Source organism: Enterobacter cloacae complex sp. SHL009, assembly GCF_049237205.1.
GTDB lineage: Bacteria > Pseudomonadota > Gammaproteobacteria > Enterobacterales > Enterobacteriaceae > Enterobacter > Enterobacter cloacae_M.
In genome coordinates this window covers 1,112,522-1,139,148 of record NZ_JBMKIW010000001.1, presented here as the reverse complement: position 1 = coordinate 1,139,148, position 26,627 = coordinate 1,112,522, and the positions used below count along the sequence as shown (strand labels likewise).

General features: G+C 56.5%; 25 protein-coding genes. 15 read left to right on the top strand and 10 right to left on the bottom strand.

All coding sequences use genetic code 11. The features are described 5' to 3' along the window. The first annotated feature begins 50 nt into the window (after window positions 1-50). The 5 genes from ACOTZC_RS05580 (at window position 51) to ACOTZC_RS05560 (ending at window position 1,941) form a co-directional block, all read left to right on the top strand. The gene (locus tag ACOTZC_RS05580) at window positions 51-221 is read left to right on the top strand and encodes a hypothetical protein (protein WP_421635646.1); all 171 of its coding nucleotides are present in this window, start codon (window positions 51-53) and stop codon (window positions 219-221) included. Beyond that, on the top strand, window positions 218-1,081 hold the full coding sequence (locus ACOTZC_RS05575) for a methyltransferase (protein ID WP_421635645.1): 864 nt from the start codon (window positions 218-220) through the stop codon (window positions 1,079-1,081). Before ACOTZC_RS05580 ends, ACOTZC_RS05575 begins: the two co-directional genes overlap by 4 nt. A gap of 90 nt (window positions 1,082-1,171) precedes the next feature. After that, window positions 1,172-1,369: a hypothetical protein gene (locus ACOTZC_RS05570; RefSeq protein ID WP_023312007.1), complete on the top strand. Its 198-nt coding sequence runs from the start codon at window positions 1,172-1,174 to the stop codon at window positions 1,367-1,369. A gap of 3 nt (window positions 1,370-1,372) precedes the next feature. Next, window positions 1,373-1,795 (top strand): GFA family protein, encoded by a 423-nt coding sequence (locus ACOTZC_RS05565; RefSeq protein ID WP_248162413.1) that lies wholly within the window; start codon window positions 1,373-1,375, stop codon window positions 1,793-1,795. Window positions 1,796-1,863: 68 nt separating this feature from the next. Beyond that, window positions 1,864-1,941, top strand: a complete 78-nt coding sequence (locus tag ACOTZC_RS05560) for a hypothetical protein (RefSeq protein WP_223239581.1) — start codon at window positions 1,864-1,866, stop codon at window positions 1,939-1,941. Between the two features lie 64 nt (window positions 1,942-2,005). On the opposite strand, the gene ACOTZC_RS05555 is transcribed toward ACOTZC_RS05560, so the two are convergent. The 3 genes from ACOTZC_RS05555 to nifJ form a co-directional block, all read right to left on the bottom strand. Further along, complete coding sequence (locus tag ACOTZC_RS05555; protein WP_255319991.1) at window positions 2,006-2,131, bottom strand: hypothetical protein; 126 nt, start codon at window positions 2,129-2,131, stop codon at window positions 2,006-2,008. A 148-nt stretch (window positions 2,132-2,279) separates the two neighbouring features. Then, entirely contained in the window at window positions 2,280-3,389 is a 1,110-nt protein-coding gene (gene ompC, locus ACOTZC_RS05550; protein ID WP_045400085.1) for a porin OmpC, read from the bottom strand. Between the two features lie 389 nt (window positions 3,390-3,778). Then, on the bottom strand, window positions 3,779-7,303 hold the full coding sequence (gene nifJ, locus ACOTZC_RS05545; protein ID WP_248162412.1) for a pyruvate:ferredoxin (flavodoxin) oxidoreductase: 3,525 nt from the start codon (window positions 7,301-7,303) through the stop codon (window positions 3,779-3,781). Between the two features lie 271 nt (window positions 7,304-7,574). Here nifJ and ACOTZC_RS05540 point away from each other — a divergent pair, with 271 nt between their 5' ends. Then, on the top strand, window positions 7,575-7,841 hold the full coding sequence (locus tag ACOTZC_RS05540; RefSeq protein WP_023312003.1) for a DUF333 domain-containing protein: 267 nt from the start codon (window positions 7,575-7,577) through the stop codon (window positions 7,839-7,841). Here the strand turns inward: ACOTZC_RS05540 and hslJ are convergent, their stop codons facing one another. The 4 genes from hslJ to ACOTZC_RS05520 all read right to left on the bottom strand — a co-directional run bounded on the left by hslJ (window position 7,842) and on the right by ACOTZC_RS05520 (window position 10,946). Then, window positions 7,842-8,279: a heat shock protein HslJ gene (gene hslJ, locus ACOTZC_RS05535; RefSeq protein WP_045400079.1), complete on the bottom strand. Its 438-nt coding sequence runs from the start codon at window positions 8,277-8,279 to the stop codon at window positions 7,842-7,844. A 128-nt stretch (window positions 8,280-8,407) separates the two neighbouring features. Then, window positions 8,408-8,536 (bottom strand): DUF2474 domain-containing protein, encoded by a 129-nt coding sequence (locus ACOTZC_RS05530; RefSeq protein WP_008501283.1) that lies wholly within the window; start codon window positions 8,534-8,536, stop codon window positions 8,408-8,410. Then, window positions 8,536-9,546, bottom strand: a complete 1,011-nt coding sequence (cydB, locus tag ACOTZC_RS05525; RefSeq protein WP_033145694.1) for a cytochrome d ubiquinol oxidase subunit II — start codon at window positions 9,544-9,546, stop codon at window positions 8,536-8,538. The genes ACOTZC_RS05530 and cydB overlap by 1 nt, the downstream gene beginning before the upstream one ends. After that, complete coding sequence (locus tag ACOTZC_RS05520) at window positions 9,546-10,946, bottom strand: cytochrome ubiquinol oxidase subunit I (RefSeq protein ID WP_421635644.1); 1,401 nt, start codon at window positions 10,944-10,946, stop codon at window positions 9,546-9,548. Before ACOTZC_RS05520 ends, cydB begins: the two co-directional genes overlap by 1 nt. Before the next feature lie 391 nt (window positions 10,947-11,337). Here ACOTZC_RS05520 and ACOTZC_RS05515 point away from each other — a divergent pair, with 391 nt between their 5' ends. From ACOTZC_RS05515 to ACOTZC_RS05475, 9 genes are all read left to right on the top strand, one after another. Beyond that, entirely contained in the window at window positions 11,338-11,526 is a 189-nt protein-coding gene (locus ACOTZC_RS05515; protein WP_023311998.1) for a hypothetical protein, read from the top strand. 82 nt (window positions 11,527-11,608) lie between these two features. Further along, window positions 11,609-13,018: a PLP-dependent aminotransferase family protein gene (locus tag ACOTZC_RS05510; protein ID WP_023311997.1), complete on the top strand. Its 1,410-nt coding sequence runs from the start codon at window positions 11,609-11,611 to the stop codon at window positions 13,016-13,018. Window positions 13,019-13,289: 271 nt separating this feature from the next. After that, window positions 13,290-14,435, top strand: coding sequence for a putative ABC transporter substrate-binding protein YdcS (gene ydcS / locus ACOTZC_RS05505; protein WP_045400070.1), 1,146 nt, complete (start codon window positions 13,290-13,292; stop codon window positions 14,433-14,435). A gap of 17 nt (window positions 14,436-14,452) precedes the next feature. Further along, a complete protein-coding gene (locus ACOTZC_RS05500; RefSeq protein WP_045354186.1) occupies window positions 14,453-15,466 on the top strand; it encodes an ABC transporter ATP-binding protein in 1,014 nt (337 codons plus the stop codon). A 1-nt stretch (window position 15,467) separates the two neighbouring features. Next, window positions 15,468-16,412 carry an ABC transporter permease gene (locus ACOTZC_RS05495; protein WP_023311994.1) on the top strand — a complete coding sequence of 315 codons (945 nt, stop codon included), beginning with the start codon at window positions 15,468-15,470 and terminating at the stop codon, window positions 16,410-16,412. Continuing rightward, entirely contained in the window at window positions 16,402-17,208 is an 807-nt protein-coding gene (locus ACOTZC_RS05490) for an ABC transporter permease (protein ID WP_023311993.1), read from the top strand. The genes ACOTZC_RS05495 and ACOTZC_RS05490 overlap by 11 nt, the downstream gene beginning before the upstream one ends. 24 nt (window positions 17,209-17,232) lie before the next feature. Then, entirely contained in the window at window positions 17,233-18,657 is a 1,425-nt protein-coding gene (gene patD / locus ACOTZC_RS05485) for an aminobutyraldehyde dehydrogenase (RefSeq protein ID WP_163353877.1), read from the top strand. Window positions 18,658-18,840: 183 nt separating this feature from the next. Continuing rightward, on the top strand, window positions 18,841-19,014 hold the full coding sequence (locus tag ACOTZC_RS05480) for a GhoT/OrtT family toxin (protein ID WP_013096478.1): 174 nt from the start codon (window positions 18,841-18,843) through the stop codon (window positions 19,012-19,014). A gap of 86 nt (window positions 19,015-19,100) precedes the next feature. Continuing rightward, complete coding sequence (locus ACOTZC_RS05475; protein ID WP_047174494.1) at window positions 19,101-19,856, top strand: alpha/beta fold hydrolase; 756 nt, start codon at window positions 19,101-19,103, stop codon at window positions 19,854-19,856. A 30-nt stretch (window positions 19,857-19,886) separates the two neighbouring features. Here the strand turns inward: ACOTZC_RS05475 and ACOTZC_RS05470 are convergent, their stop codons facing one another. From ACOTZC_RS05470 to ACOTZC_RS05460, 3 genes are read right to left on the bottom strand one after another with little or no spacing between them, the layout of a single operon-like run. Beyond that, window positions 19,887-22,064, bottom strand: a complete 2,178-nt coding sequence (locus ACOTZC_RS05470) for a virulence factor SrfC family protein (RefSeq protein ID WP_248162410.1) — start codon at window positions 22,062-22,064, stop codon at window positions 19,887-19,889. Beyond that, window positions 22,061-25,042, bottom strand: coding sequence for a virulence factor SrfB (locus tag ACOTZC_RS05465; protein WP_421635643.1), 2,982 nt, complete (start codon window positions 25,040-25,042; stop codon window positions 22,061-22,063). The genes ACOTZC_RS05470 and ACOTZC_RS05465 overlap by 4 nt, the downstream gene beginning before the upstream one ends. Before the next feature lie 4 nt (window positions 25,043-25,046). Next, window positions 25,047-26,396: an SrfA family protein gene (locus tag ACOTZC_RS05460; RefSeq protein ID WP_163353876.1), complete on the bottom strand. Its 1,350-nt coding sequence runs from the start codon at window positions 26,394-26,396 to the stop codon at window positions 25,047-25,049. Window positions 26,397-26,627 lie beyond the last annotated feature (231 nt).

Below are 26,627 nucleotides of genomic sequence, written 5' to 3'. Positions count from 1 at the left end.
TTAGCGGCGTTTTAGTTGTTCAACACATTTTTACTGGTAAGGAGCAGAAAATGTCGCAACGTAATAGTCTGGATTTACTAAGCCGTAAAGAAGGAATGTGTCTGTTAGAGCAAAGCATGGGTTTTGTCTGGCAGGCAGCACTTCGAGCCGTCGCGGTATTAGGCGTCGCAGATCGTCTGGTTGAAGGAAAAAATCCGTCAAGCAACTGGCGAAGGAGTTGAATGTAGACGTTAACTATCTTCATCGAATCATGCGCTTATTGTCCTCTCGTGGCGTTTTCAACGAATTATCTGAAGCTGAATACAGTCTTAGCCATTCAGCGCAATTCCTCTGTTCTGAGCATGAATTTTCCTTGCGTGCGGCGGTGCTCATGCTGACAGACCCAACATTCTGGCAGCCAGCGGCTAAAATGGATGAGATATTGCACGGCAAACCTGTTTTTAATGATTTGTTTGGCAAGCCTTTTTACGAATACTGGCAGCATGACGACACGATGACTGACAACAACGTTTTTCATGCGGGTATGGCCTCTATGTCATCCGTAGAAAATGAAGTCATCGCAGATAGCTATTCGTTCCCGCAAAACGCCGTGGTTGCCGATATCGCCGGCGGGCTGGGTAACTTATTGCTGGCTGTTTTACGTCGAAATCCGACCCTGACGGGGATCCTTTTTGATCAAAAAGATGTGCTTGAGCGAAATCGACTGCACCTGTTAAATGATAATCGTCGATGGGAAACCGTTAATGGGAGCTTTTTTGAAGCCTGTCCTGCAGCGGACATTTATCTGCTTAAGTATATCCTCATGGACTGGCCTGATGAGAAGGCGGTACAGATACTTCAGTGCTGCAGAAATGCAATGAAAGATAACTCCCGCTTATTAATTTTTGAACCGCTTATTAAAAAAGAAAATAATGAACAGGGACGATTTGAAATTGACCTTCTTCTGTTAACAAGCTTTGATGGAGGACGAGCACGAACAGAGTCTGAGTATCAGGCCTTGTTTGAACAGACCAATCTGAAGCTGAACAAAATAATAGACACCCGTTCGTATCTGTCGATTCTGGAAGTTGTACCTCTCTGAACTGTTTAAATAACATTCACAGAGCATCTGTCCGGCATTTCGTTTTACCGTATTCCTGCTACGCTTGTTTGTTGTACCAGGAGCATGAATATGAAAAACAAAGATGAACAAACCGGATTAGTGGGGCTGGCGATTGGGGCCGCCGTTATTGGGCTGGTTTCAGCGCAAAAACCGATCCATCGCAACAGCATTGTCGATGAACTGGTCAGGCTCGGCAGGCAAAAAGGCGATGGCGTAGAAGATGAGGTTTTCGTTAAGGCTGCCGAGCTGGTGAGAAAAGGGGTATAGCCCATGTCTGAAAGACGAAATGCGACGTGCCATTGCGGCGCTGTGGCGTTCACCGTTGAACTTACCGATGGGCTGAACACCGCCCGGCGCTGCAGCTGTTCCTTTTGTCGTATGCGGGGCGCGGTCGTCGTTTCTGCGCCGTTGTCAGGCATTAAGGTGACCAAAGGTGAAGATAAGCTCACCGAGTACCGCTTTAACACGGGAACTGCACGGCATTTCTTCTGCTCGGTGTGCGGGATTTACACGTTCCATCAGCGACGTTCTAACCCAAACGAATATGGCGTTAATGTCGCCTGTTTTGAAAACGTTTCACCTTTTGATTTTCCAGAGGTGAAGGTGATGGACGGCGTTAACCATCCCATGGATGGGGAAAGTGGGGTATTTGGATATCTTTCTTTTCGCGAGAAAGGTGAAGAGCAGGCATGATTGCCGCCTGGCCACTCTTTTACTCCTCCGGCTATAGTAGGCAGTGGGTAACTGAAACAGGAGAAACTATGCTCTGTGTTGAAAAAGACGATCCGCGTGAGGCCCCTGAATCAGGTGATAAAAAGCCTCAACCTGTGAAAAAATAACGCGACATACGCGTTTACCCGCCACCGGCACTGCTGGTGGCTTTTTATTTCCCAGGCAACCCTGTTAACTGCCATCCAGATGGTTTAACAGCGCGCCGAGATGCCCGACGATATCACCAAAATCAAAAATTAACGCCATCCACAGCAATGCTAAAAGGGTAAGTACGGCAAGGGATACACGACCAAACAACGTTGTTATCCTTAGTGATAAAAGGGCTATCACCACAGTTTAACCAGCTTACTTTCAACTTTCCCTCAACCAACCCCTTTCTTAAGCTGTCTATTGTGACGAACTTCAAAAAACAAGCGAGCCCGCATGATTATGCGGGCTCTGACCATCAGAACTGGTAAACCAGGCCTAACGCTACAACATCATCGGTGCTGATGCCGTTGTCTTTGTAGAAGCTGTCATCTTCATCCAGCAGGTTGATTTTGTAATCAACGTAGGTGGACATGTTTTTGTTGAAGTAATAGGTGACCCCTACGTCAGCGTATTTAACCAGATCCTGGTCGCCCTGGCCGTTGCCCAGGTCCTTACCTTTCGACTGCAGGTAGGAAACGGACGGACGCAGGCCGAAGTCGAACTGGTACTGCGCGGTCACTTCGACGTTCTGGGTTTTGTTCGCCACGGCGTCGGTATTATCACCATACGGTGTCATATTGCGGGTTTCAGAATACATTGCCGCCAGATAGATGTTATTGGCGTCATACTTCAGGCCCGCCGTCCAGGCATCCGCCTTGTCTCCACCCGCTGTGGTATTCATGACCTGCTCGTTGGTGCGGTCAGAAGAGGTATACGCGGCCCCTGCAGTAATTCCCATGCCGAAGTCATAGGTTGTGGAGATACCAAAGCCATCACCGTTCTCGTGACGCGTGTCGCGACCGTTGTTGGTGCCTTCCTGGTTGTTGCTGGCGTCTTCATTTTTGCCCTGGTACTGCAGCGCAAAGTTCAGGCCCTGCACCAGACCATAGAAGTCGGTGTTACGGTAGGTTGCCACACCGTTGGCGCGGCCGGTCATGAAGTTGTCGGCTTTGGTGTAGGAGTCGCCACCGAACTCAGGCAGCATATCGGTCCAGCCTTCCACGTCGTACAGCACGCCGTAGTTACGACCGTAATCGAAGGAGCCGTAGTCGCCCACTTTGACACCGGCGAAGGCAAGACGCGTCCAGGACTGATTATCAGACCCTTCCGTATTATTAGCCTGAATGTTGTATTCCCACTGCGCGTAGCCGGTCATCATATCGTTGATCTGGGTTTCGCCCTTAAAGCCCAGACGCATATAGGTTTGATCCCCGTCAGCGCCTTTATCGTCGGAGAAATAGTGCAGACCATCTACTTTTCCGTACAGATCTAATTTGTTACCGTCTTTATTATAAATTTCTGCTGCATGTGCAGAACCAGCCATTAACAGAGCCGGAATCATCAGAGCCAGTACTTTTCTTTGCATTGTGATATTCCTTTGCAGTTGTTTTTATTTAATTACCTGTTGAACTTTCAAAATGAGAAAGTTGTCTCATGCTAAATCACTCCCGTGTAAGAGTAATAAAATATAATTGTTACGAACTAAGTAAAATCTAAACCGAATAAATCGGCAGAAATGATCATTGGTTTGATGAATGATTTGAAATTAATTATATTAAATTTAAATTATAAATCAGGCGTTAATTAAGCTAATCTAGCCGGCGTTATATGCCTGTAAGATGATTCATCCATAATTAACGTGAATGCTATTAAGGAAACTAAATAGATATTCAATTATTATCTGGATTCGCCCGGTGTGAATACGCCGGGCTTTTTTTATGGCAAAAAAATGCCCGGACAAGCCGGGCAGGGTAACTAGTCGCTGGTCGGTTTTTCGGCTTTACCCGCCATCTGCGCCAGGAAGTCATAGCGTTTTTGCAGATCAGCAGCGGCATCTTTCCAGAGCTGTTCAGCCACTTCCGGCTGCTGGGCGTTAAGGCGACGGAAGCGCTGTTCCTGCATTAACGTCTCGGCCAGTGCGTCCGAAGGCGGACGCGAATCCAGCGCCAGCGGTAATTTACCCTCGTCAGCACGACGCGGGTCGAACCGGTACAGCGGCCAGAAGCCGGTCGCTGTCAGCTGACGCATCTGGTCGTGGCTGAGGGCCAGATCGTAGCCATGCTCTTCACAAGGGCTGTAGGCAATGATCAGCGACGGGCCAGGATACGCTTCCGCTTCCTGAATCGCTTTCACCGTCTGGTTAAGCTGGGCACCCAGCGAGATTTGCGCGACGTAAACGTGACCGTACATCATCATGCTCACGCCGAGATCTTTGCGCGCCTTGCGTTTACCGTGTTCACCGAATTTCGTTACCGCGCCTAACGGCGTCGCTTTCGACGCCTGGCCGCCGGTATTGGAATAACACTGCGTATCCAGAACCAGGATGTTGACGTTTTCGGTCAGGCTCAACACGTGATCGAGCCCGCCAAAGCCGATATCGTAAGCCCAGCCGTCGCCGCCAATCAGCCAGATTGATTTTTCGACCAGGGCGTCAGCGTCGGTCAGCAGCTGTTCAGCCCCCGTCACGCCCTGCAGCGCGCGGCGCAGCTCAGCAACCTGCTCACGACGTTCTTCTGGCGTCGCGTCCGCGTGAAGCGCGTCATTGAGCTCCGCGGGGATCTGTCCGGCAAACTGCTCCAGCAGGCGCATCACGCGCGCGCGGTGCTGGTCGACTGTCAGGCGGAAGCCCAGGCCGAATTCGGCGTTATCCTCGAACAGCGAGTTTGCCCACGCCGGACCGCGCCCATTCGCGTCGGTGGTGTACGGCGTGGAAGGCAAATTGCCCCCGTAGATGGACGAACAGCCGGTAGCGTTGGCAATCAGCATCCGATCACCGTACAGCTGGGTAAGCAGCTTGATATACGGCGTTTCACCGCAGCCGGAGCAGGCGCCAGAGTACTCAAACAGCGGCGTAATCAGCTGTGACGTACGAATATCAATACGTTCCAGTTTGCTGCGATCGATTTCCGGCAAATTCAGGAAGAAGTCATAGTTGACCTTCTCCTCTTCAACGTGCTCCAGACGCGACATCATATTGATGGCTTTGATCTTCGGATCCTGCCTGTCTTTCGCCGGACAGACCTCGACGCACAGGTTACAGCCGGTGCAATCTTCCGGGGCGACCTGCAGAACGTATTTCTGTCCGCGCATATCGCGAGATTTCACATCCAGCGAATGCAGGCTGGCCGGCGCGGCTTCCATCTCTTCCGGTGATACCACTTTGGCTCGAATGGCAGAGTGCGGGCAGGCCGCAACGCAGTGGTTGCACTGGGTACACAGCTCTTCTTTCCAGATGGGGATCGCTTCGGCAATGTTGCGTTTTTCCCAGCGCGTGGTGCCCATCGGCCAGGTACCATCCGGCGGTAGCGCAGAGACGGGCAGGGCATCGCCCAGACCGGCCAGCATCGCCGCCGTCACGGTCTTCACGAAATCAGGCGCCGCATCGGACACCACCGGAGGGCGGTTCGGGCTTGTCGCATTCACCGGCTGCAGCGGAACCTCAAACAACGATTCGCGTGCCAGCGCCAGCGCCTGCCAGTTGCGTTCGACCAGCTCCTGGCCCTTGCTGCTGTAGCTTTTGGCAATCGCGCCCTGCAGTTCCGCCAGCGCGCTGTCGCCCGGCAGGATGTTGGTCAGATGGAAGAAGGCCATCTGCATAACGGTATTAATACGCGCAGCCAGGCCACATTCGCGGGCAATTTTTGCGGCGTTGACCACGTAGAAACGGGCTTTTTTCTGGTTCAGCACCGCCTGAACTTCCTGCGGCAGGCGCCCCCAGACTTCGTCTGCGCCGTACGGCGTATTGAGGAGGAAAATACCGCCGGGCTTCAGGCGCTCGGCCATCTGGTATTTATCGATAAACTGCAGCTGGTGGCAGCCAACAAAATCAGCCTGAGAAATAAGATACGCGGAGCGGATGGGCTGCTCGCTCACGCGCAGGTGGGAAACGGTCAGGCCGCCTGCTTTTTTGGAGTCGTAAACGAAGTACCCCTGGGCGTACCATGGCGTTGAGTTGCCGATAATTTTGATGTTGTTTTTGGTCGCGGAGACGCTGCCGTCGCTGCCCAGACCATAGAACAGCGCCTCAAGTTTGGCGGTCGAGGGCAGGGTATTTTCCGGCAGCGACAGGGACAGGTTGGTCACATCATCATAAATGCCGACGGTAAAGCGCGGCTTGGGTTTCGCTTCGCTTAACTCGTTGAATACCGCCAGCACGCAGTCCGGCCCAAACTCCTTGGAGGACAAACCATAGCGCCCCCCGATAACGCGCGGCAGCGTTTCACGTTCGCCCTGATTAAAGGCTTCTGCCAGGGCGGTCATTACGTCCAGATAGAGGGGTTCCGCCTGCGCGCCCGGCTCTTTGGTACGGTCGAGCACCGCCACAGCGCGGGCGCTTTCAGGGAGAGCCGAAAGCAGATGTTTAGCCGAGAACGGACGATAGAGACGCACCTTAAGCACGCCAACTTTTTCGCCGCGCGTCAGCAGCTCGTCAACCACCTCTTCACAGGTACCAATGGCTGACCCCATCAGCACAATCACCCGTTCCGCCTGCGGATGTCCGTAGTACTCAAACGGTTTGTACTCCCGGCCGGTTGCGGCGGCAAAGTCATTCATTGCCTGTTCAACATGGTCGTAAACCGCGTTGTACCAGGGGTTCGTGGCCTCGCGGGACTGGAAATAGGTATCCGGGTTCGCCGATGTCCCGCGAATAACCGGGTGTTCAGGATTAAGAGCCCGGGCGCGATGCGCGTCGATTTCCGCCTGCGGTAGCAGATTCAGGATAGTATCGTCAGCCAGCGGGACGATTTTATTAATTTCGTGAGAGGTGCGGAAACCATCAAAGAAGTGAATAAACGGCACGCGGCTTTTGAGCGTGGCGATATGCGAAATTAAGGCAAAGTCCTGGGCTTCCTGAACGCTGCTGGCGCACAGCATCGCGCAGCCGGTCTGGCGCACGGCCATCACGTCGGAGTGGTCGCCAAAGATAGAGAGCGCGTGGGTGGCAACGGTACGCGCGGCAACGTGCAGAACAAATGGCGTCAGCTGACCGGCGAGTTTGTAAAGCGTAGGGATCATTAACAGCAATCCCTGTGAGGAGGTAAACGACGTGGAAAGCGCGCCGGTCTGAAGGGCGCCGTGTACCGTGGCAATCGCACCGGCTTCGGACTGCATCTCAACCACTCTCGGGACATCGCCCCAGACGTTTTTTAACCCGTTACCCGCCCATGCATCCGCCTGCTCGGCCATGGTAGAACTTGGCGTAATCGGGTAGATGGCGATAACTTCACTGGTGCGAAACGCGACTGAGGCAACTGCACCATTACCGTCAATAGTTTGCATAGGACAACACCCTTACATTGCGCAAAAAATAGGGGTCTGTATTACGGCAACAAACCCTGAATATTATCTGTGTATTCTAGCAAACGGGGGATTTTACGATTTTCGCTTTTGTGTCCTTGGTATTCTTGCCATCAATGAGTAGATCAAACTTTTGGCGAAAAAATTGCGAGAAATTGTTTCGGAAGCGCATAAATACGCACTTCCGCTCTCGACGACACGGGATGTGATGCCTATTATGCATAGGTTTCGCATTATTCATGGGGGAGAGAGCATGCGTTCAGCATTTTGGGTAGGGTGTGCCGCGTTATTGTTGTCGGCATGTAGCAGTGAGCCAGTCCAGCAGGCAACGGCAGCCCACGTGGCGCCGGGAATGAAAGCGGCAATGTCCAGTTCAGGTCAGGCCAACTGCGCGATGATTGGCGGTTCGCTGTCTGTCGCCCGCCAGCTTGATGGTTCTGCTATTGGGATGTGCGCCTTGCCAAACGGCAAACGCTGTAGCGAACAGTCGCTTGCCGTTGGAAGCTGCGGTAACTACTGATTATTCTACACGCTTAAACATCAGCGTTTTATCGGCTGTCGCCAGCGTTAACTGGTCCTCAGTCAGGTCGACCTGCGCCCCTTTGCGCAGCATGTCGCCGATGGCCTGATCCAGCTCATTCAGCTGCGGCTCGGTACAGAGCTTGCGCGTCATGGCGAGCGTTTTAACCTTAAGCTCGCCTTCGGACAATTTCCCCTGTCCGTTGAAGCGGTTACACATCTGGCCGGAAACGCTGATGTTATTCACCAGACTGATATCTGGCAGCGCGCTAAAACCGATCTCAGGTTGCGTTGTCGCGGTCTTCACGGCCTTACCGTTTACGTTTTCCAGCACAAAGCGGTGGTTTTTAAGTTGCTCCGGCTGTACGGAGGCTTTACCCGGATTAACGCAGCCGGTAAGGACAAGACTAATAACGCTTAACGCAATGAGCTTTTTCATTTTTCTTCTCAAACTATAAATACCGTGAATCTTTTTCCAGTGTAACGATACTCTGCCGTGCGTTAATGGGGTTTATCTGAAAGTGCGGGGAGAAGTACCGCGCAACGCAGCGGTTGCCCGGAATAACGTTAATGCGATTTAAATCCTGCCGCCGTCATCAGCATGCGGAAGAGCATACTGACAGCAGCCAGCGCCAGTACGCTGCCGCCCCAGATAATGGCCAGCCACAGTAATCTTTTCCAGACCGGTTGTTGCATCAGTGATAACCCTCCCCATGCTGAACTTTGCCGCGAAACACGTAGTAGCTCCAGAAGGTGTAGACCAGAATAACGGGAATGATCAACAGCGCGCCCACCAGCATAAAGCCCTGGCTTTGCGTCGGGGCGGCGGCCTGCCACAGGGTGATCGACGGTGGAATAATATGCGGCCAGATGCTGATCCCAAGCCCGCTAAAGCCGAGGAATATCAGCCCCAGCGTCAGGATAAACGGACGGCTATGGCTGGCGGGATTATTCAGGCAGCGCCACTGGTACAGGCTAAAAATCACCACCAGAGCAGGGACCGGCAGCAGGTAAAACAGATTCGGCAGCGTGAACCAGCGCGCAGCGATGGCCGGTTGCGCCAGCGGCGTCCAGAGGCTGATCGCCGCAATAAACGCCAGCAGCACGATTAACAGCGTTTTCGACACTTCACGCATCCGCTCCTGCAGCGCGTTTTCGCTTTTCATCACCAGCCAGGTAGAGCCTAACAGCGCATAAGCCACCACCAGCCCCGCGCCGCAAAACAGGTTAAACGCGGTAAACCAGTCAAAGGGGCCGCCGGTATAGGCCCGGCCGGTGACGGTAAAGCCGTTAATAACGGCGCCTACCGTCACGCCCTGGGTGAACGTTGCCAGAATGGAACCGCCTATAAACGCCTTATCCCAGAAGGGGCGGTGGGCCGGCGTGGCTTTAAAGCGAAACTCAAATGCCACCCCGCGGAAAATAAGTCCGATCAGCATTAATGTTAGCGGAATGGTGAGGGCATCAACGATCACCGCATAGGCCAGCGGGAATGCGCCGAACAGGGCGGCACCGCCAAGCACCAGCCAGGTTTCATTTCCGTCCCAGACCGGCGCGACGCTGTTGACCATCACGTCGCGATCGTCGGCGTTCTGCGTGGCCGGGAACAGAATACCGATCCCCAGATCAAAACCGTCCATCACGATATACATCAGCGTGGCGAAGACGATGATGACAAACCAGATAATGGAAAGATCGATACCCATTATGGCTGCTCCTTATGTTCAGTTGTGACGGCAGAAAGCGGGCGCGCCGGACGTCCGTCGGACTCGGTGGCGAAAGATTCATGCGGCTGCGGGCCTTTTCGGATGAGGCGCACCATATAGCTGTAACCCACGCCGAATACCGAGGTATAGACGACGAAGAAGGCCAGCAGGCTCACGCTCATATGCAGGTCACCGTGGGCAGATACCGCATCCTTCGTTCGCTGGAGTCCGTAGACCACCCACGGCTGGCGGCCCACTTCGGTGGTGATCCACCCGGCCAGGATGGCAATCAGCCCGGTTGGCCCCATCAGCAGCGCAAACCACAGGAAGGGGCGCGACGAATACACGCGTTTTTTGTAGCGCAGCCAGAGTGCCGTTACCCCGAGCAGCAGCATCAGCATGCCCAGGCCCGCCATAATGCGGAATGACCAGAAGACGATGGCGGAATTCGGACGGTCTTCCTTCGGAAACTCTTTGAGGGCCGGAACCTGTTTATCCAGACTGTGCGTCAGGATAAGACTCCCCAGCGCCGGGATCTCCAGCCCAAAGCGGGTGCGCTCCTGTTCCATATCCGGCCAGCCAAACAGCAGTAGCGGGGTTGGCTCACCCGGCGGATTTTCCCAGTGGCCTTCAATGGCGGCAATCTTGGCGGGCTGGTGCTTTAAGGTGTTCAACCCGTGCATATCGCCAACCATGGCCTGGATGGGGGCGACAATCAGCGTCATCCACAGCGCCATCGAAAACATTGCCCGTATGGCAGGGGTATTATTACCGCGCAGCAGATGCCATGCCGCGGATGCGCCCACAAACAGGGCGCTGCTCAGGAATGCGGCTATCGACATATGCAGCAGGCGGTAAGGGAAGGAGGGGTTAAACACCACGGCGAACCAGTCCACCGGCACGACCTGACCGTTGACGATCTCATAGCCCTGCGGGGTCTGCATCCAACTGTTCGACGAGAGGATCCAGAAGGTGGAAATAATTGTGCCCAACGCCACCATGCAGGTGGAGAAGAAGTGCAGTCCCGGCCCGACTTTGTTCCAGCCGAACAGCATCACGCCGAGGAACCCGGCTTCGAGGAAGAAGGCGGTCAGCACTTCATACGTCAGCAGCGGGCCGGTAATGCTGCCCGCAAACTGTGAAAATCCGCTCCAGTTGGTGCCGAACTGGTAGGCCATCACCAGCCCGGAGACCACGCCCATGCCAAAGTTGACGGCAAAAATCTTTGACCAGAAATGGTACAGCGAGCGCCAGACCGGATTTTTGGTTTTCAGCCACAGCCCTTCGAGTACGGCAAGATAGCTTGCCAGGCCGATGGTGATCGCCGGGAAAATAATGTGAAAGGATACGGTAAAGGCAAACTGTATCCGTGCAAGGTGAAAAGCATCTAAACCAAACATGCACAGCCTCAATGTCAAACGGTGTGCTGTTATGGTATAGGGGCAACGTTCGGACTATCAGACGCAGAAAAGTGATTTTTAACCATAACAGTTGGCTTAAAACTCATGCTTTAACCATCTGATATACCTCGCGTGAGGTATAAAAATTGTATTTTTATGAATTTTACGCATAAAACTGCTTGCCTTGTCGTCTGCGCCGTGCGTTAATCACCCTCTGGTTTTGAGTCCAAATAAATATCTGACGTAGTTTTATAAAGCAGTTCTCATCACGTTGTGCCTCTCCGCAGCCTCTCTTGGGTCTTTATCTACTTTCCGATTCGTTTTGTTTAAAACCATTATTGCCCAATCGGCCCATTAGTAATTTACGTTTTTACGTTCACAGGAGAATCCTATGACTTCTTATATTCATTTCCGCTGCCCATGCTGTCATGGCTCGCAGTACCGTACCTCAGTCTTTGATATGTCCGAGAAAAACCCACTCGGCGCGAAATGCATCTTTTGCAAATCGTCGATGATTACGCTCGATCACCTGGCCGCCGCGCGCCAGGCGCAAAGCCACATTACCGAGTACCGTAAGTAATTCGTTTCACGAACCATAACAGTTAGCTAAATCTTCTCTTTTTCTCCTGCTGATATACACTGTCGGTCACAAGGAGAATTTGATGAAAAAATACCAGAGTCTGGCGCAACAAATTATCTCGCAGATTGAGCTTGGCGTATGGCTGCCGGGCGATAAGCTGCCTTCGCTGCGAGAGCAGGTGGCGAGCAGCGGCATGAGTTTTATGACCGTTGGCCACGCGTATCAGATGCTGGAAAGTCAGGGGCGCATTGTCGCCAGACCGCAGTCGGGCTATTACGTTGCCTCGCGCCCGACCGCACATCAGCCTGCTCCACCTGCCCAGGTGATGCGTGACGAAGTGGTGGATATTAATACCTACATCTTCGACGTCTTACAGGCCAGCCGCGACCCGTCCGTTGTTCCTTTTGCCTCCGCGTTTCCCGATCCCCGGCTTTTCCCGCTGCAGCAGCTCAACCGCTCGCTGGCGAACGTCAGCAAAACCGCGACGGCGATGAGCGTGATTGAGAACCTGCCCCCAGGTAACGTCGATCTCCGCCACGCCATTGCCCGTCGCTACGCGCAGCAGGGGATGAATATCTCCCCGGAAGAGATCGTGATCACCGCAGGCGCGCTTGAAGCGCTCAATCTCAGCCTGCAGGCGGTAACCGAGCCGGGCGACTGGGTGATAGTCGAAAACCCGTGTTTTTACGGCGCGCTGCAGGCGCTGGAACGCCTGAAGCTCAAAGCGTTGTCGATTGCGACGGATGTCCGCGAGGGGATTGACCTGAATGCCCTTGAACAGGCGCTGAAGGAGTACCCGGTTAAGGCCTGCTGGATCATGACCAACAGTCAAAACCCGCTTGGCTTCACGCTGAGCGCGGAGAAAAAAGCGCAGCTTGTCGCGCTGTTAACGCAACACAACGTCCCCCTGATTGAAGACGATGTCTACAGCGAGCTCTATTTTGGCCGCGAAAAGCCGCTCCCGGCGAAAGCATGGGATCGCCAGGACATGACGCTTCACTGCTCGTCCTTTTCAAAATGTCTGGTAGCCGGTTTTCGCATCGGCTGGGTTGCGGCAGGAAAACACGCGAGACGCATTCAGCAGCTACAGCTGATGAGCACGCTCTCCACCAGCTCACCCGTGCAGCTGGCGCTGGTGGATTACCTGGCGACGAAACGCTACGACGCCCATCTGCGCCGGCTGCGGCGTACGCTCGCCGAGCGAAAACAGCAGGCCTGGCAGTCCCTTTTGCGCCATATGCCTGCCGGCGTCAAAATCCACCATAACGACAGCGGCTACTTTTTATGGCTGGAGCTTCCGGCGCAGCTGGATGCGGGGCTGCTCAGCGAAAAAGCCTTAACGCACCACATCAGCATTGCGCCCGGAAAGATGTTTTCCACCTCCGACGCGTGGACACCGTTCTTCCGGTTTAATACCTCCTGGGCCTGGGGAGAGCGAGAAGAGCAGGCGGTCATTCAATTAGGAAAATTAATTAGCACGATGCTGGAATAAACTTTTCTCCGTTATTTAAATAATCAATTCTTATCCTGATGACGGCGCTGCGAATATTTCGCGGTGCCCTGTCATAGGAAATCTGCATACCGTCTCTCGCGGCTAACTCCTTGTCTATAATCCAGTTAACGGGGAATGCGCCCTCGGTCACACCTTGATGAAATTTCCTGAAGCCGTACGGTGCGGCGCATTTGCGCGGTCTACGTTTAATAAGGGAGATATTTTTACGGCACGGCTGCCGCTAAATTTCATTGCGACAGGAGTAACCCTTATGAGCAAAAAATTTGCCCGCAGCAGCCTGTGCGCGCTCGGCATGACTATCATGACAGCGCAAGCCGCAGAACCACCAAAGGCCATCGGCGACGGGGAAGGTCGACTGGATATTATCGCCTGGCCGGGATACATCGAACGCGGACAGACGGATAAAAACTACGACTGGGTCACCCAGTTTGAAAAAGAGACCGGGTGTGCGGTCAACGTCAAGACGGCGGCCACGTCGGATGAAATGGTCAGCCTGATGGCGAAAGGGGGATATGACCTGGTCACCGCCTCGGGTGACGCCTCCCTGCGCCTGATCATGGGGAAACGCGTTCAGCCCATTAACCCCGACCTCATCCCCAACTGGAAAACCCTCGACGCGCGGATTGTGAAAGGGGAATGGTTTAACGTCGGCGGGAAAGTCTACGGCACGCCGTATCAGTGGGGGCCAAACCTGCTGATGTACAACACCAAAACCTTCCCGACGCCGCCGGACAGCTGGAGCGTGGTCTTTACCAAACAGGATCTGCCGGACGGTAAAACCAATCAGGGACGCGTTCAGGCCTATGACGGCCCGATTTATATCGCCGATGCGGCGCTCTTCGTCAAAGCTACCCAGCCGCAGCTGGGTATCAATGACCCTTACCAGCTTACCGAAGCACAGTATGCCGCCGTGCTGAAAGTGCTGCGCGACCAGCACGCGCTGATCCACCGCTACTGGCATGACACCACCGTTCAGATGAGCGATTTCAAAAATGAAGGCGTCGTGGCCTCCAGCGCCTGGCCGTATCAGGCGAATGCCCTGAAGGCCGAGAACCAGCCCATTGCCACCGTCTTCCCGAAAGAGGGGGTGACAGGCTGGGCGGACACCACAATGCTGCACGCGCAGGCAAAACACCCGATGTGCGCCTATAAATGGATGAACTGGTCGCTGACGCCGAAAGTGCAGGGCGATCTGGCGGCCTGGTTTGGCTCCCTGCCCGTGGTTGCTGAAGGGTGTAAGGCCAGCACGCTGCTGGGTGATAAAGGCTGCGAAACAAACGGTTATAACGAGTTCGACAAAATCATGTTCTGGAAAACCCCCATCGCCGAAGGCGGCAAATTTGTCCCTTACAGCCGCTGGACGCAGGATTACATCGCCATCATGGGCGGTCGTTAATTGCCCGGGAGCAGAACATGACGTACGCGGTAGAGTTTAACAATGTTTCCCGTCTGTACGGCGACGTACGGGCGGTGGATGGGGTCACCATTGCTATTCGTGACGGAGAATTTTTCTCCATGCTGGGGCCTTCGGGCTCCGGCAAAACCACCTGCCTGCGTCTGATCGCAGGTTTTGAACAGCTGTCAGGTGGCACAATTTCTATCTTCGGCAAAGAGGCGAGCGAACTGCCTCCCTGGGAGCGGGATGTGAATACCGTCTTTCAGGACTACGCGCTGTTCCCGCATATGTCGATCCTCGACAATGTTGCCTACGGGCTGATGGTCAAAGGCATCGACAAGAAAAAACGTCATGCGCAGGCCCGTGATGCCCTGGAAAAAGTGGGCCTGAGCTTTGCCATAGCCCGCAAACCTTCACAACTTTCCGGCGGCCAGCGGCAGCGTGTCGCCATCGCCCGGGCGCTGGTCAATGAGCCGCGCGTCCTGCTGCTGGATGAACCCTTAGGTGCGCTCGATCTCAAACTGCGTGAACAGATGCAGTTCGAGCTAAAGAAGCTTCAGCAGGAACTCGGCATCACCTTTATTTTTGTCACCCACGATCAGGGCGAGGCCCTGTCCATGTCAGACCGGGTGGCGGTGTTCAATAACGGGCGCATCGAGCAGGTGGATACTCCGCGCGATCTCTACATGCGTCCGCGCACGCCGTTTGTCGCCGGTTTTGTCGGCACGTCCAACGTCTTTGATGCTGGCCTTGCGCAGAAAATATGCGGCATGGAAGGCAGCTATTCCCTGCGCCCGGAACATATTCGCCTTAATGAGGGCGGAGACGTTCAGGTTCAGGGCATCGTGCAGGCCGTTCAGTATCAGGGGGCGGCCACGCGGCTGGAGCTGAAACTTGCCGATGGCGCCAAACTGCTGGTGAGCCAGGCCAATCTCAGTGAAACCTCGTCGCTGAGCGGCATTGCGCCGGGGCAGGCGGTGATGGCGTCGTGGTCACGCGAGGCGATGATTCGCCTGCACGAGGAGAGGTGAAATGTCTATGAGTGTCGCGCATCCTCCCGCCTCGCACGGCCGCTTAAGCCGCATGACGGCGCTGTTCTGGCGTAAACCGTCGCTCGGCCTGTTCCTGCTTCTGCTCGCGCCGCTCATGTGGTTTGGCATCGTCTATTTAGGATCGCTTCTGACCCTGCTGTGGCAAGGATTTTACACCTTTGACGATTTCACCATGGCCGTCACGCCGGATCTGACCCTGGCGAACATTCAGGCGCTTTTCAACCCGGCAAACTACGACATTATCCTGCGCACGTTAACCATGGCGATTGCGGTGACGATTGCCAGCGCCATCCTGGCCTTCCCGATGGCCTGGTACATGGCGCGATACACCCGCGGCAAGTGGAAAGCGTTTTTCTATATCGCTGTGATGCTGCCAATGTGGGCGAGCTACATCGTCAAAGCCTACGCCTGGACGCTGCTGCTGGCGAAGGATGGGGTGGCGCAGTGGTTTCTCAACCATATGGGGCTGGAGCCGATCCTGACCTCCCTCCTTACGCTCCCGGCGATTGGCGGCAACACCTTGTCTACCTCCGGGCTGGGACGGTTTCTGGTCTTCGTCTATATCTGGCTGCCGTTTATGATCCTGCCCGTCCAGGCGGCGCTGGAACGCCTGCCTGCCTCGCTACTGCAGGCCTCAGCCGACCTTGGCGCGCGTCCGCGCCAGACCTTTCGCTACGTCGTTCTGCCGCTGGCGATCCCTGGTATTGCCGCGGGCTCAATATTCACCTTTTCCCTGACGCTGGGGGATTTCATCGTTCCGCAGCTGGTGGGGCCGCCGGGCTACTTCATCGGTAACATGGTCTACTCGCAGCAGGGCGCAATTGGCAATATGCCCATGGCCGCCGCGTTCACGCTGGTGCCCATCGTGCTGATTTCACTCTATCTGGCGTTCGTGAAACGTCTGGGAGCATTCGATGCACTCTGAACGCGCACCGCTGTTCCTGAAAGTGGCAGCCTGGGGAGGCGTCATCTTCCTGCACTTCCCGCTGCTGATTATCGCGACCTATGCCTTCAATACCGAAGAGGCGGCCTTCAGCTTTCCGCCGCAGGGGCTGACGCTGAAGTGGTTTAGCGTGGCGGCGGGGCGCGGCGATATTATTGAATCAGTGACGTTGTCACTTCAGATTGCGGCGCTCTCCACCGCGATTGCCCTCGTGCTTGGCACGCTTGCTGCAGCGGCGCTGTGGCGAAGCGAGTTTTTTGGCAAGAATGCGATCTCGCTGCTGCTGCTGTTGCCGATTGCGTTGCCGGGGATCATCACCGGTCTGGCGCTGCTGACGGCCTTCAAAACGATCGACCTTGAGCCTGGGTTTTTCACCATCGTGGTCGGACACGCCACCTTTTGCGTAGTGGTGGTGTTTAACAACGTGATTGCCCGGTTCAGACGCACCTCCTGGAGCCTGGTGGAAGCGTCGATGGATCTCGGGGCTGACGGTTGGCAAACCTTCCGCTATGTGGTGCTGCCCAATCTGGGTTCAGCGCTGCTGGCCGGGGGAATGCTGGCGTTTGCCCTGTCGTTTGACGAGATAATCGTCACAACGTTTACGGCGGGACACGAGCGCACGTTACCGCTGTGGTTGCTCAATCAGCTCGGTCGTCCGCGCGACGTTCCGGTCACCAACGTCGTGGCACTGCTGGTGATGCTGGTGACAACTATCCCCATTCTGGGAGCCTGGTGGCTAACCCGCGACGGTGAGAACATCGCCGGCAGCGGGAAATAACAGTGAATTCAACAGGAAAATGCTATGCAAACACAACTGCTGATAGAGGGAAAACTGGTAACCGGAGAGGGAGAAAAGCAGCCGGTCTATAACCCGGCCACTGGAGAACTCCTGCTGGAGATTGCTGAGGCGTCAGCGGCTCAGGTCGACGCGGCGGTTCAGGCGGCCGACCGTGCTTTTGCGGAGTGGGGGCAAACCACGCCGAAAACCCGTGCCGAGTGCCTGCTGAAGCTGGCGGATGCGATTGAAGCGCATGGGGAGGACTTTGCCCGGCTCGAATCCCTCAACTGCGGGAAGCCGCTGCACAGTGCTCTGGGCGATGAAATTCCGGCGGTGGTCGACGTTTTCCGTTTCTTTGCCGGGGCCGCCCGCTGTCTGAACGGGCTGGCCGCCGGGGAGTACCTTGACGGCCACACGTCGCTGATCCGCCGCGATCCGGTGGGCGTGGTTGCCTCTATTGCCCCATGGAACTATCCGCTGATGATGGCGGCCTGGAAGCTGGCCCCCGCGCTGGCGGCAGGGAACTGCGTGGTGATTAAGCCCTCAGAGATCACGCCGCTGACCGCGCTGAAGCTGGGAGAGCTGGCAAAAGATATCTTCCCGGCAGGTGTGCTGAACGTCCTGTTTGGCCGGGGGAAAACGGTGGGCGATCCGCTTACCGGGCATGAAAAAGTCCGTATGGTCTCGCTGACCGGTTCGATTGCTACCGGGGAACATATCATCGGCCATACCGCGTCATCCATTAAACGCACCCACATGGAGCTGGGCGGCAAAGCGCCGGTTATCGTCTTTGATGATGCCGACCTGGATGCGGTTGTCGAAGGGGTGCGGACGTTTGGTTTCTACAATGCCGGGCAGGACTGTACGGCGGCGTGCCGGATTTATGCCCAGAAGGGCATCTATGCCGCGCTGGTGGAAAAGCTGGGCGCAGCGGTCGCCAGCCTCAAAATGGGGGCGCCGGAGGATGACTCTACCGAACTGGGACCGCTCAGCTCGGCCGCCCATCTTTCACGCGTCTGTCAGGCGGTCGATGAGGCGAAAGCGCTCGGCCACATCCGCGTTGTCACCGGTGGGACCAAAAAAGAGGGGGCAGGCTACTACTTCCAGCCAACCCTGCTGGCGGGGGCGAAGCAGGACGACGCCATCGTTCAGCGGGAGGTGTTTGGCCCGGTGGTGAGCGTCACCGAGTTTGATGATGAGGCGCAGGTGCTGGCCTGGGCGAACGATTCGCAGTATGGCCTGGCGTCATCGGTCTGGACCAAAGACGTGGGCCGCGCCCATCGTCTGAGCGCGCGCCTGCAGTACGGCTGCACCTGGGTGAATACCCATTTTATGCTGGTGAGCGAAATGCCGCACGGCGGCATGAAATTATCCGGCTACGGCAAAGATATGTCGGTCTACGGGCTTGAGGATTATACGGTCGTGCGGCATGTCATGATCAAACACTAAGCCCGCCACGCCTGGCCGCATGCGCGGCCAGGCGTTCCCCGTGCCCGCCATGAGTGTTACGCAAGATACTCAATTGTTATTATCCATAATCTTTAAGTGGTTATTCTGTAACGAAAAAACTTGATCTGTATCAACATATGACGCATATTGCGTGCGGTTATTTTTTCGGCTCTGGTATACAGAATGACGTTGTATCAAAAGATGTTGGTTTTCTACGCAATCATGGCTTCCATCTGCGCATTAATTACCTGGTTCCTCTCTAAAGACCGCAAACGTATCCGCCTGCTCAGCGCTTTTCTGGTGGGGTCAACCTGGCCAATGAGCTTTCCCGTTGCGCTGCTGGTCTCGCTTTTCTGAAGCACGCTTCCATTTTTAAAAGATGAATATGGCATTCCAGATACGGTAACTGTATAAATAAACAGTGCATCGTAAAAGGAGTGCTTATGAACAGTTTTTACTCGCAGCAGGCCGGTTGTACCGTGCGCTGGCATGACCTGCCCGGCACCGGCGATCCCGTGGTGTTCATTCACGGGCTGGGCTGCGCCTCTTCCTATGAATATCCCCGTGTCGTTCATGACCCGCTGTTTGGCGCGCGCAGAGCGATTCTCATCGATTTGCCCGGCAGCGGCTACAGCGACAAGCCTGAACGCTACAGCTATAAAACCACCGACCAGGCCCACGTTGTGGCGGAACTGATTGACCATCTAGAGCTGGAGTCCTTTTGGTTATACGGCCACAGCATGGGCGGCAGCATTGCTATCGAAACGGCGGGGCTGCTGGCGTCGCGCGTGAAGGGCCTGATGGTGTCAGAGCCTAATTTTCACGCGGGCGGGGGCATGTTCAGCCGGTCTATTGCGGCGCAAACCGAGCAGCAGTTTCTGACGCAGGGCTATGACGCCATGCTCAGCGCGGAAAAAACGGCGTGGGCCGGGTGCCTGCAGAGCAATGCGCCATATGCCGTCTGGCGGGGCGCATCGAGCCTGGTGGCGGGCGTAGAGCCCGAATGGGAAGCGCAGTTCCTGTCACTTCCTTGCCCGGTAACGTTGATTTTCGGCGAACTGTCTCTGCCGGATGACGATGTGGAAAGTCTGAAGCAAAAGGGCGTCGAGGTGAAAATCATTCCTGCGGCAGGGCATTCAATGTCGTGGGAAAACCCTTCTGCGCTGGCGCAGACGATCGTTGGCTGTATGGCGCGGTGAAAATGGCCCGCATGGCTGCGGGCCGACATCTCAGCGCAATAACGCCTGTAAAGCCCGGCGAGCACCGGGCTGAACATCATGCGGATGCTGGTAATCAATGTTCTCTATCGCGCGGCTATAGAGTGCGACCAGCCAGTCGTATACGTACGCGGTGGCCGCATGCACAGGCTGTTCTCCCAGTCGCGTCAAGCGAGGCTCGGCGCTGCTGACCACTGGCGTAACGAAGATGGCCTGCCCCTTGCGGATGCGGCTTGCCGGACGTGTTGCCACAGGCGTCTGGTCGTAACCCAGCCAGCCAATGAAATTGCCCATCACGGCATGCAGCTGTGCCGCGCTGCTTTTATCCGCTTCGACGATACGCTGAAGCTGTTGAGGCAGATCAAGCCGGTAGCTGGTGACCACCAGCACATCCGCGATTTGCTGTAATACCGAAGGCTCCAGCCCAAGGCGCGCGGCCGTGGCCTCATTGCGGCTCCACTGACGCAGATGATTTATCCAGACTCTGTGCGCCAGACGCGCTTTGTCTTTTGTCTGGAACAGGCCGCTGCTTTCCTGGGTATTCTCGGCAAACAGGTCAATAGTGTCCGTAAACAGCCCGTTCACCTGCTCCTCGCGCGGCTGCTGAACGGCGAGCAGCGTTTCAAAGGCTTTCAGCGGCGGCAGCAGGCCTTCAAGCAGTTCGCCGTGGCGGGCGGCGCTGCTTTGCAGCGTGCGCACCATGTTTTCGGCCTGAGCGCGTCTTGTCCCCGGCTCTTCAACCAGCGGTGCCAGATAGCTCTGCATCAGCGATGAGAGCTCCTGTCGCAGCAAGCCTTTCAGCGTGCCGAGACGCTTCTGTCGATGCGCGGGCAGCGTGGCCTGAGAGAGCCACTCAATGACGCGCTGCATGCTGTGGCTGTCCAGCGCCTGCAGCGTGCCCCAGCGTAAACCCGGCTTTCCAAGCAGATGCTGTACGGCTTCATCGAGATTCTGTCGGGTGGTAAAGCGGGCGTCGTGAGGGGTAATCGCCCACACCAGCCCTGGCAGGGCAGATTCTTCAGCAGGCTGCGTCTCCCTGACCCAGTTCATCAACACTTTTGCTTTTTTTGCCGTGTGTTCGTGCTGCGCCGTCGCGTTGCAAATCACCAGCACATCCGGCTGAAGCTGTTGACGGTAATGCTCGAGCAGCCACTGGGACTTCGCCTGGCGTAGCGGGTCGGCACGGTTATCTTCAAAAACCGGAATATCAATAATATCGACGTTATCCAGCGCGCCGTTCTCAACCGGCAGCACCAGCTCGCGGGTCAGGAAGGCCAGCACGTCGACGGGGATGCTGATGGCGTTTAGCATTTCACCGCTATTCAGCGGATGAAGCAGCGTCTCCTGCGCGTCCTGAAGATCTAACGTGCCGTCGTGCGTCAGGAATCCTTCACCCGGCAGGCCAAAGCTGTCCACCAGCAGGCTAAGCGGGGCAGCAAGCTCGCCGGCATGGCTGGTCTGGTGCAGCACATGGGCCAGTTTTAACCACTGCTGGGTCAACTCCTGCTGCTCGCCCCACAGCAGCGACCAGACGCTGGCCCGCGTGCTGAGATCGAGAGAAGGCACCAGCCTGGCGAACTCATGCCACAGGGCATCATCAATTTGCTGCTTAGCGGCGGGTACGGTGCTTTGCCAGAAGCGGGCTATCGCACCCACTTCCTGAGCCGTGATACCGGGCACGCCCTGCGGCTGGCGCAGCCCGCGCCATTTCTCCAGACGTGTCTCAATGACAGCCTTATCTACCGCGCGCATCTGCGGATGCAGCGTCGAGCGGGCAATAAACAGCTGTACCAGCTCGGCCTCGGTGACCAGGCTTAGACGCAGCGGGAACGCCTCATCCGCCACCTCCGGGCTTTCCCGGGTGAAGCGGACGGCCATATTGGTCAGGGCATGTCCCGGATTGATATGCGAAAAATAGTCAAAGGTGCGCTGGCCCGGCGTCACGTTCAGGCGTCCATTACCGCTGCCGCACAGGGATAACAGCAGATGGGCTTTCGCGCTCTGCGAATGACCGTAAAGCCCAATGCTGCTCTGGCGCGTCATGGCGCGTTCAATGGCCTGCTCCCGCGCCTGCGCCGAGTTGATGCGAGCAAGCAGGGCGTCAGCATCGTTATCCAGCACAGGGGCGTTCAGGCGCGTCTCATTAATCCACCCGATTAAGGCCTGAGTGGTGGTCGTCGTCGCTGTCATTTCAGGTATACGCTCCCGCTGTCGATCCAGTAGTGGCTACCGCTGTGTCGGCGATCGGCCAGGGTATTCAGTTTGAAGGTTAATGCGTCAGGGGCAACCGGCGTGCCGTCCTGCAGCCAGGCATCGCTCAGCTCGAAGGCCTCAGGACCTTCCTGCTTGCTGCCGCCGCAGAGCTTCAGCCGCACGTTCAGCACGCCGTCACCGGCAATGGCTTTCGCCAGTTCAGCCGAGTTGATGCTGAGCGTGTAGAGCGGCGTGGCGGGCCAGCGCGCGTTCGCCAGCTGGCGGAAGCCGAGGGTAACGTTACCGCGCAGCGGGAAGTGCAGACGCGCGTCGAGCTTCGCGCCCGGCTTATCGAGGTCGATATCCTGATACCAGACGTTTTCCTCGCGCAGGGTATTAACGGTGTTATCCAGCACGCCGAGATACCGCACGGTTGAATACGCGCCAATGTCCGCGGCTTTAAAGTTGAAGCGCGGCAGTCGCAGGTCCAGCGCCAGGCTGCAGAGCATGGCCCCCACGGCGGCCGTCGATTTCGGGTTGCCAATGCGCCCCTGCTGGCTGAACGGATACCACTCGTGCACCTGGTATTTATCCAGCCAGACGATACGGTTTACAGGCACCGGCTGCAGATGACGAATCAGCGCCTGAACGCCAGGCAGGCAGCCGGGGCGTCCGGTGATCAGCAGAATATCGCAGCTGTAATGGGATATCGCCTCGCACACCGCGTGAAGCGGCGAGGCCAGCGTAAACTGCCCGGCCAGCATTGCATCCTGCATTTCGCGGAAGTTCACATGCAGCGGCACAGCGAACAGGTCAAACGCGTCTGAACCCGCAGGCAGGGCATGGTCGATCGCCTGCTGCAGATAATTCATTACGTTGCGGGTCGGTTTCTGCGGCAGGAGATCGCCAAAGGAGGCATGCAGACCGGCCAGCGGATCGTCAACGTCGCTCGATTCCCACGCGGCAAGAATAGCGTGGCCAATCGGCATAAAGAGCTGAAGCGCCGTTTGCTGACGGAGTACCGCCTGGGTATCGATGCGCCCGGAGTCGCCAAACAGCGACGCCATCAGCAGCGAAGCGTCCGCGATACCGGATTTCTGCAGCTGCGTTTGCAGCGCGGGCAACACGTAGCGCTGAATCACGTCCAGAAGCGTGTCGTCGCCCGCGACTTTAAAGCCTTCACGGAACAGCAGCTGCGGGGTGATTTTGACGTTATTGCCGGAGCCGTCATCCAGCTGATAATGGGTGATCGCCATATCCGTTGTGCCGCCGCCGATGTCGATGGACGCGACGCGCAGCGCGCGGCCCGGCGGGCTACCCGGCTCAGGCTCACGGTCCGGGCGGGCCAGGGAGGCGAAGAAAGCTTCGGTCTGACCGCCAAAGCGGGAGATTGCTTCGTTATACAGCCAGACCAGCTGACCGCAGCTGGCTTCATCCCACTCCATCTGGATTTCAGGAACCGGCACCACGCTTTTATCCTGCTGTTTGCGGGTGACAAAATCCTCATCCTGCGGGTGCCAGCCCATCGCTTTCCAGACGATGGCGATGGCTTCAAACATGCGGCGACGGAAAATTTCGCGCTCCTGCTTGGGCATGGCCGAGGGCAGGGTCAGGATCAGGGTGCGCAGCTGGCGCGGCGACGCCGGGAAGCCCAGACGCAGGCGCGTGGCGACGCTGTTGATCTGCCCCAGCGCCTGCGCCAGCAGCTCGCACAGCATGTGCGTCATCAGCGTACTGCGGCTGTACTGCGGCGAGAAGACCGGCAGGCGCTCGTCCTGCGGCAGCGTGAAGAGCGGCTCGCCGTCGTCGTTCATCAGGTTCATCAGCGGAAACGCGGTGGCAAGCGGCTCACGCTGGGTTTTGCTGTTCATCTGGCTAAAGCGCCAGTCCTGCACGACCGGCGTTTCATTCCACAGGTAGCGACGCGGGCTGGAGATGCCGCTGTTGCCTTCGGTCCCCAGACGCTGCATCGCCAGCTTGCGGGCTTCATCGCCCACGCGAACAATTGACGGCCAGACAAAGGCATCTTCGCGACCGCTTTCAACCGAGAAGTGCTGCTTGCCAAAGCGCGCTTCCGAAAACTCAAGACGGCTGGTGAACAGGGGCGCATTCAGGAACTGCGGCTCGCTTAGCGAGCGGACCTGCAGCTCGGCGGTCTGGCGCAGGCCATCGTTGGCGTCGCCGTGGTCTTCAATAATGACGCCGCAGGTGTGGGTATTGCCCACGTCGAGGATCAGGTCGACCGGAATGGCTGGCGTGCTGAGCGTATGGGTGACAAATTTCACTTCCGGTACGGTGAGCTGTTCACCGAGCATGGTCAGCAGGTTAAGCCAGTGGGCCTGATATTCAAAACTGCGCATCGCCTGCTGCAGGTCGCGTTCAGAGCGGTTCTCAACGCCGTCGGCATACTGGGTAAACGCCTCGCGCAGCCAGCCGTCAATCCAGGTCTGGTCGAGGAAACTTTCAACTTCGTTGTCTCGCCAGGCCAGCGCGAATCGGGTCCCGTTGAGAATATCGTTTTCAACCGGGGACAGGGCGGAGGTGGCGTGTTCTGCAATCTGGCTGTCAAGGGCGAGCGTGACGCGGTGCGTATTGCCCGCCGTGTCGGGTGTTTCCAGCCTGCGCACCTGAACGCGGGCCCAGTTATCCGGCCCCTCAACGAAGGTTCGCGGCGGGTTGAAGCGCAGGAACGGAACCGGAAGCCAGACGCCGTCCAGCACCGCCAGGGACTGATGCAGCGGAAGGGTGGTTTCCGGTTTGACCACTTCAGGCTGCCCGCCGTTCGTGCCCGGGAGGGTATAGCGCCCGTTGACCAGGTCGAAATCGAGGCGCAAAAGCGGACCGTTCGCGGTTTTACGTACGAAGCGCCCGTTGCTGGCGGTGTCCTGCGGCGTCAGACCGAAATCAAGGAACTGCACGCCGCTGTTGGCAATAAGCGTGACGCTTTGTTTATAGTCGCAAAGATTAACCAGCATAGGATCAGGCACCTGCTTTCTTGAACGTCAGGGGAACGACGGTATTGGCATCATAACGGGCGCGACATTCTGCGATATCGCTGGCGCCTGCTTTACAGGCAACCTCCGGCATCGGGTAGCGGGAGCCGTCGGTGCAGCGGGCAGTACCGCGACTTTTAATCATCAGCTCACCGTTGCTGTGCAGGCCGGAGAATACTTCCGCGCGGCAGACAACATTGTCGCCATGGACAACCCGGGCGAAGCCTTTATTGTTCTGGATCTGATAGCGCATTGACGGCGGCTTGCCGGTGACCGGATCTTTCACGTCGAGAACCGCACGCCAGGTGCCGTTCAGGAAACGCGTCGATCCCGCTTTCACCTGATTCGCTTCCATCACCATGGCGTCTTTCGGGATGGCGACAATCACCACCGGAGCGGGCTGTGGCGCAGGAGCGGCCGGAGCTGCTTCTTTTTCTTTGCTGGCCACGACCTCTGCCTGATGCAGCGGTAATTTCATGGCCAGCGGCTCAACCGCTTTGATCGGCTTTGGCGCAATCTCTACGGGCTGAGGGGCGGGCACCGGGGCGGGCTCAGCGGAAGGCGACTGTTTTGGCCACAGCAGCGGTGCGGCAATGGCGGCAACGATCGCGACGGCAACCGGCAGCGTCCACAGGGGAATGCGACGTTTTTTCACGACGTTCGCCGGAACAGGTTCCTGGACTGGTTGCGCAACGGCCTGTGCCGGCTCAGGCTCATACAGATCTTCCGGCGTGATACGCACCACCGTGGAAGGGGCGATCAGCGGCTCGTCGGCGTGTTCGAAGGCCACAACCGGTTCTGGCTCAGGCTCGGGTTCAGGATCTTCAATCACAACGGGGGCAGGCTCAGGGACCAGCGATTCACGCAGGCAGTCGAGGACATCGTCGCGCGCATTTTCGTTCAGGTTTACAAACCCCCAGAAGCTGATGACCGGCTTTCCGTCCACCAGGAAGAGGAAGTTTTCACCCGGGAACTGAAACGCCTTTGACAGCAGAGAACCAAAAAGCTGCTGTGCGGTTTTGGGCGACTGGAGGCATTTCTTGCTTAACGACTCAACGCTGGCTAGCGTGTTTTCCAGATAGCGCAGGGCGCGATAACGGTCATCTTCATCGGCCGCTTTCCAGCTGGTTACGCTCCCTTCAACGGGGGAATACCAGTCCACGCGGTCACCGCTGTCGTTGACCTGAGGAATAGCCAGACAGTCGACGATGGCCTGTTGTTTGCGCAACCGGAGCGCTTCCCGGATTTGTAACGCTGATTCAAAAACGGCTTGTCCGCCGCCGCCAACGGCCTGAAAGTCATCCAGGTTACCGCTGCGTAAAAGAGTTTTTGCCACGATTTGATCCCATATACTTCTTCACACCGTTACTTTAACGAAACGAGGAAGCAACCAAACGGGGGAAGAGACGCTAAAAGGACCGATTTCTTGCGGCATAGAAAGTGACGGTTGTGCTTGACGAATAATGGCCCTTAAGGCAAATCACCTTTTTGGGCGCTGGCTGTTAAAACAGCAATAAACGCGGCTTTAGAATAACCTGATAGTGTTTCGTTATTTGCCAGGTCATAT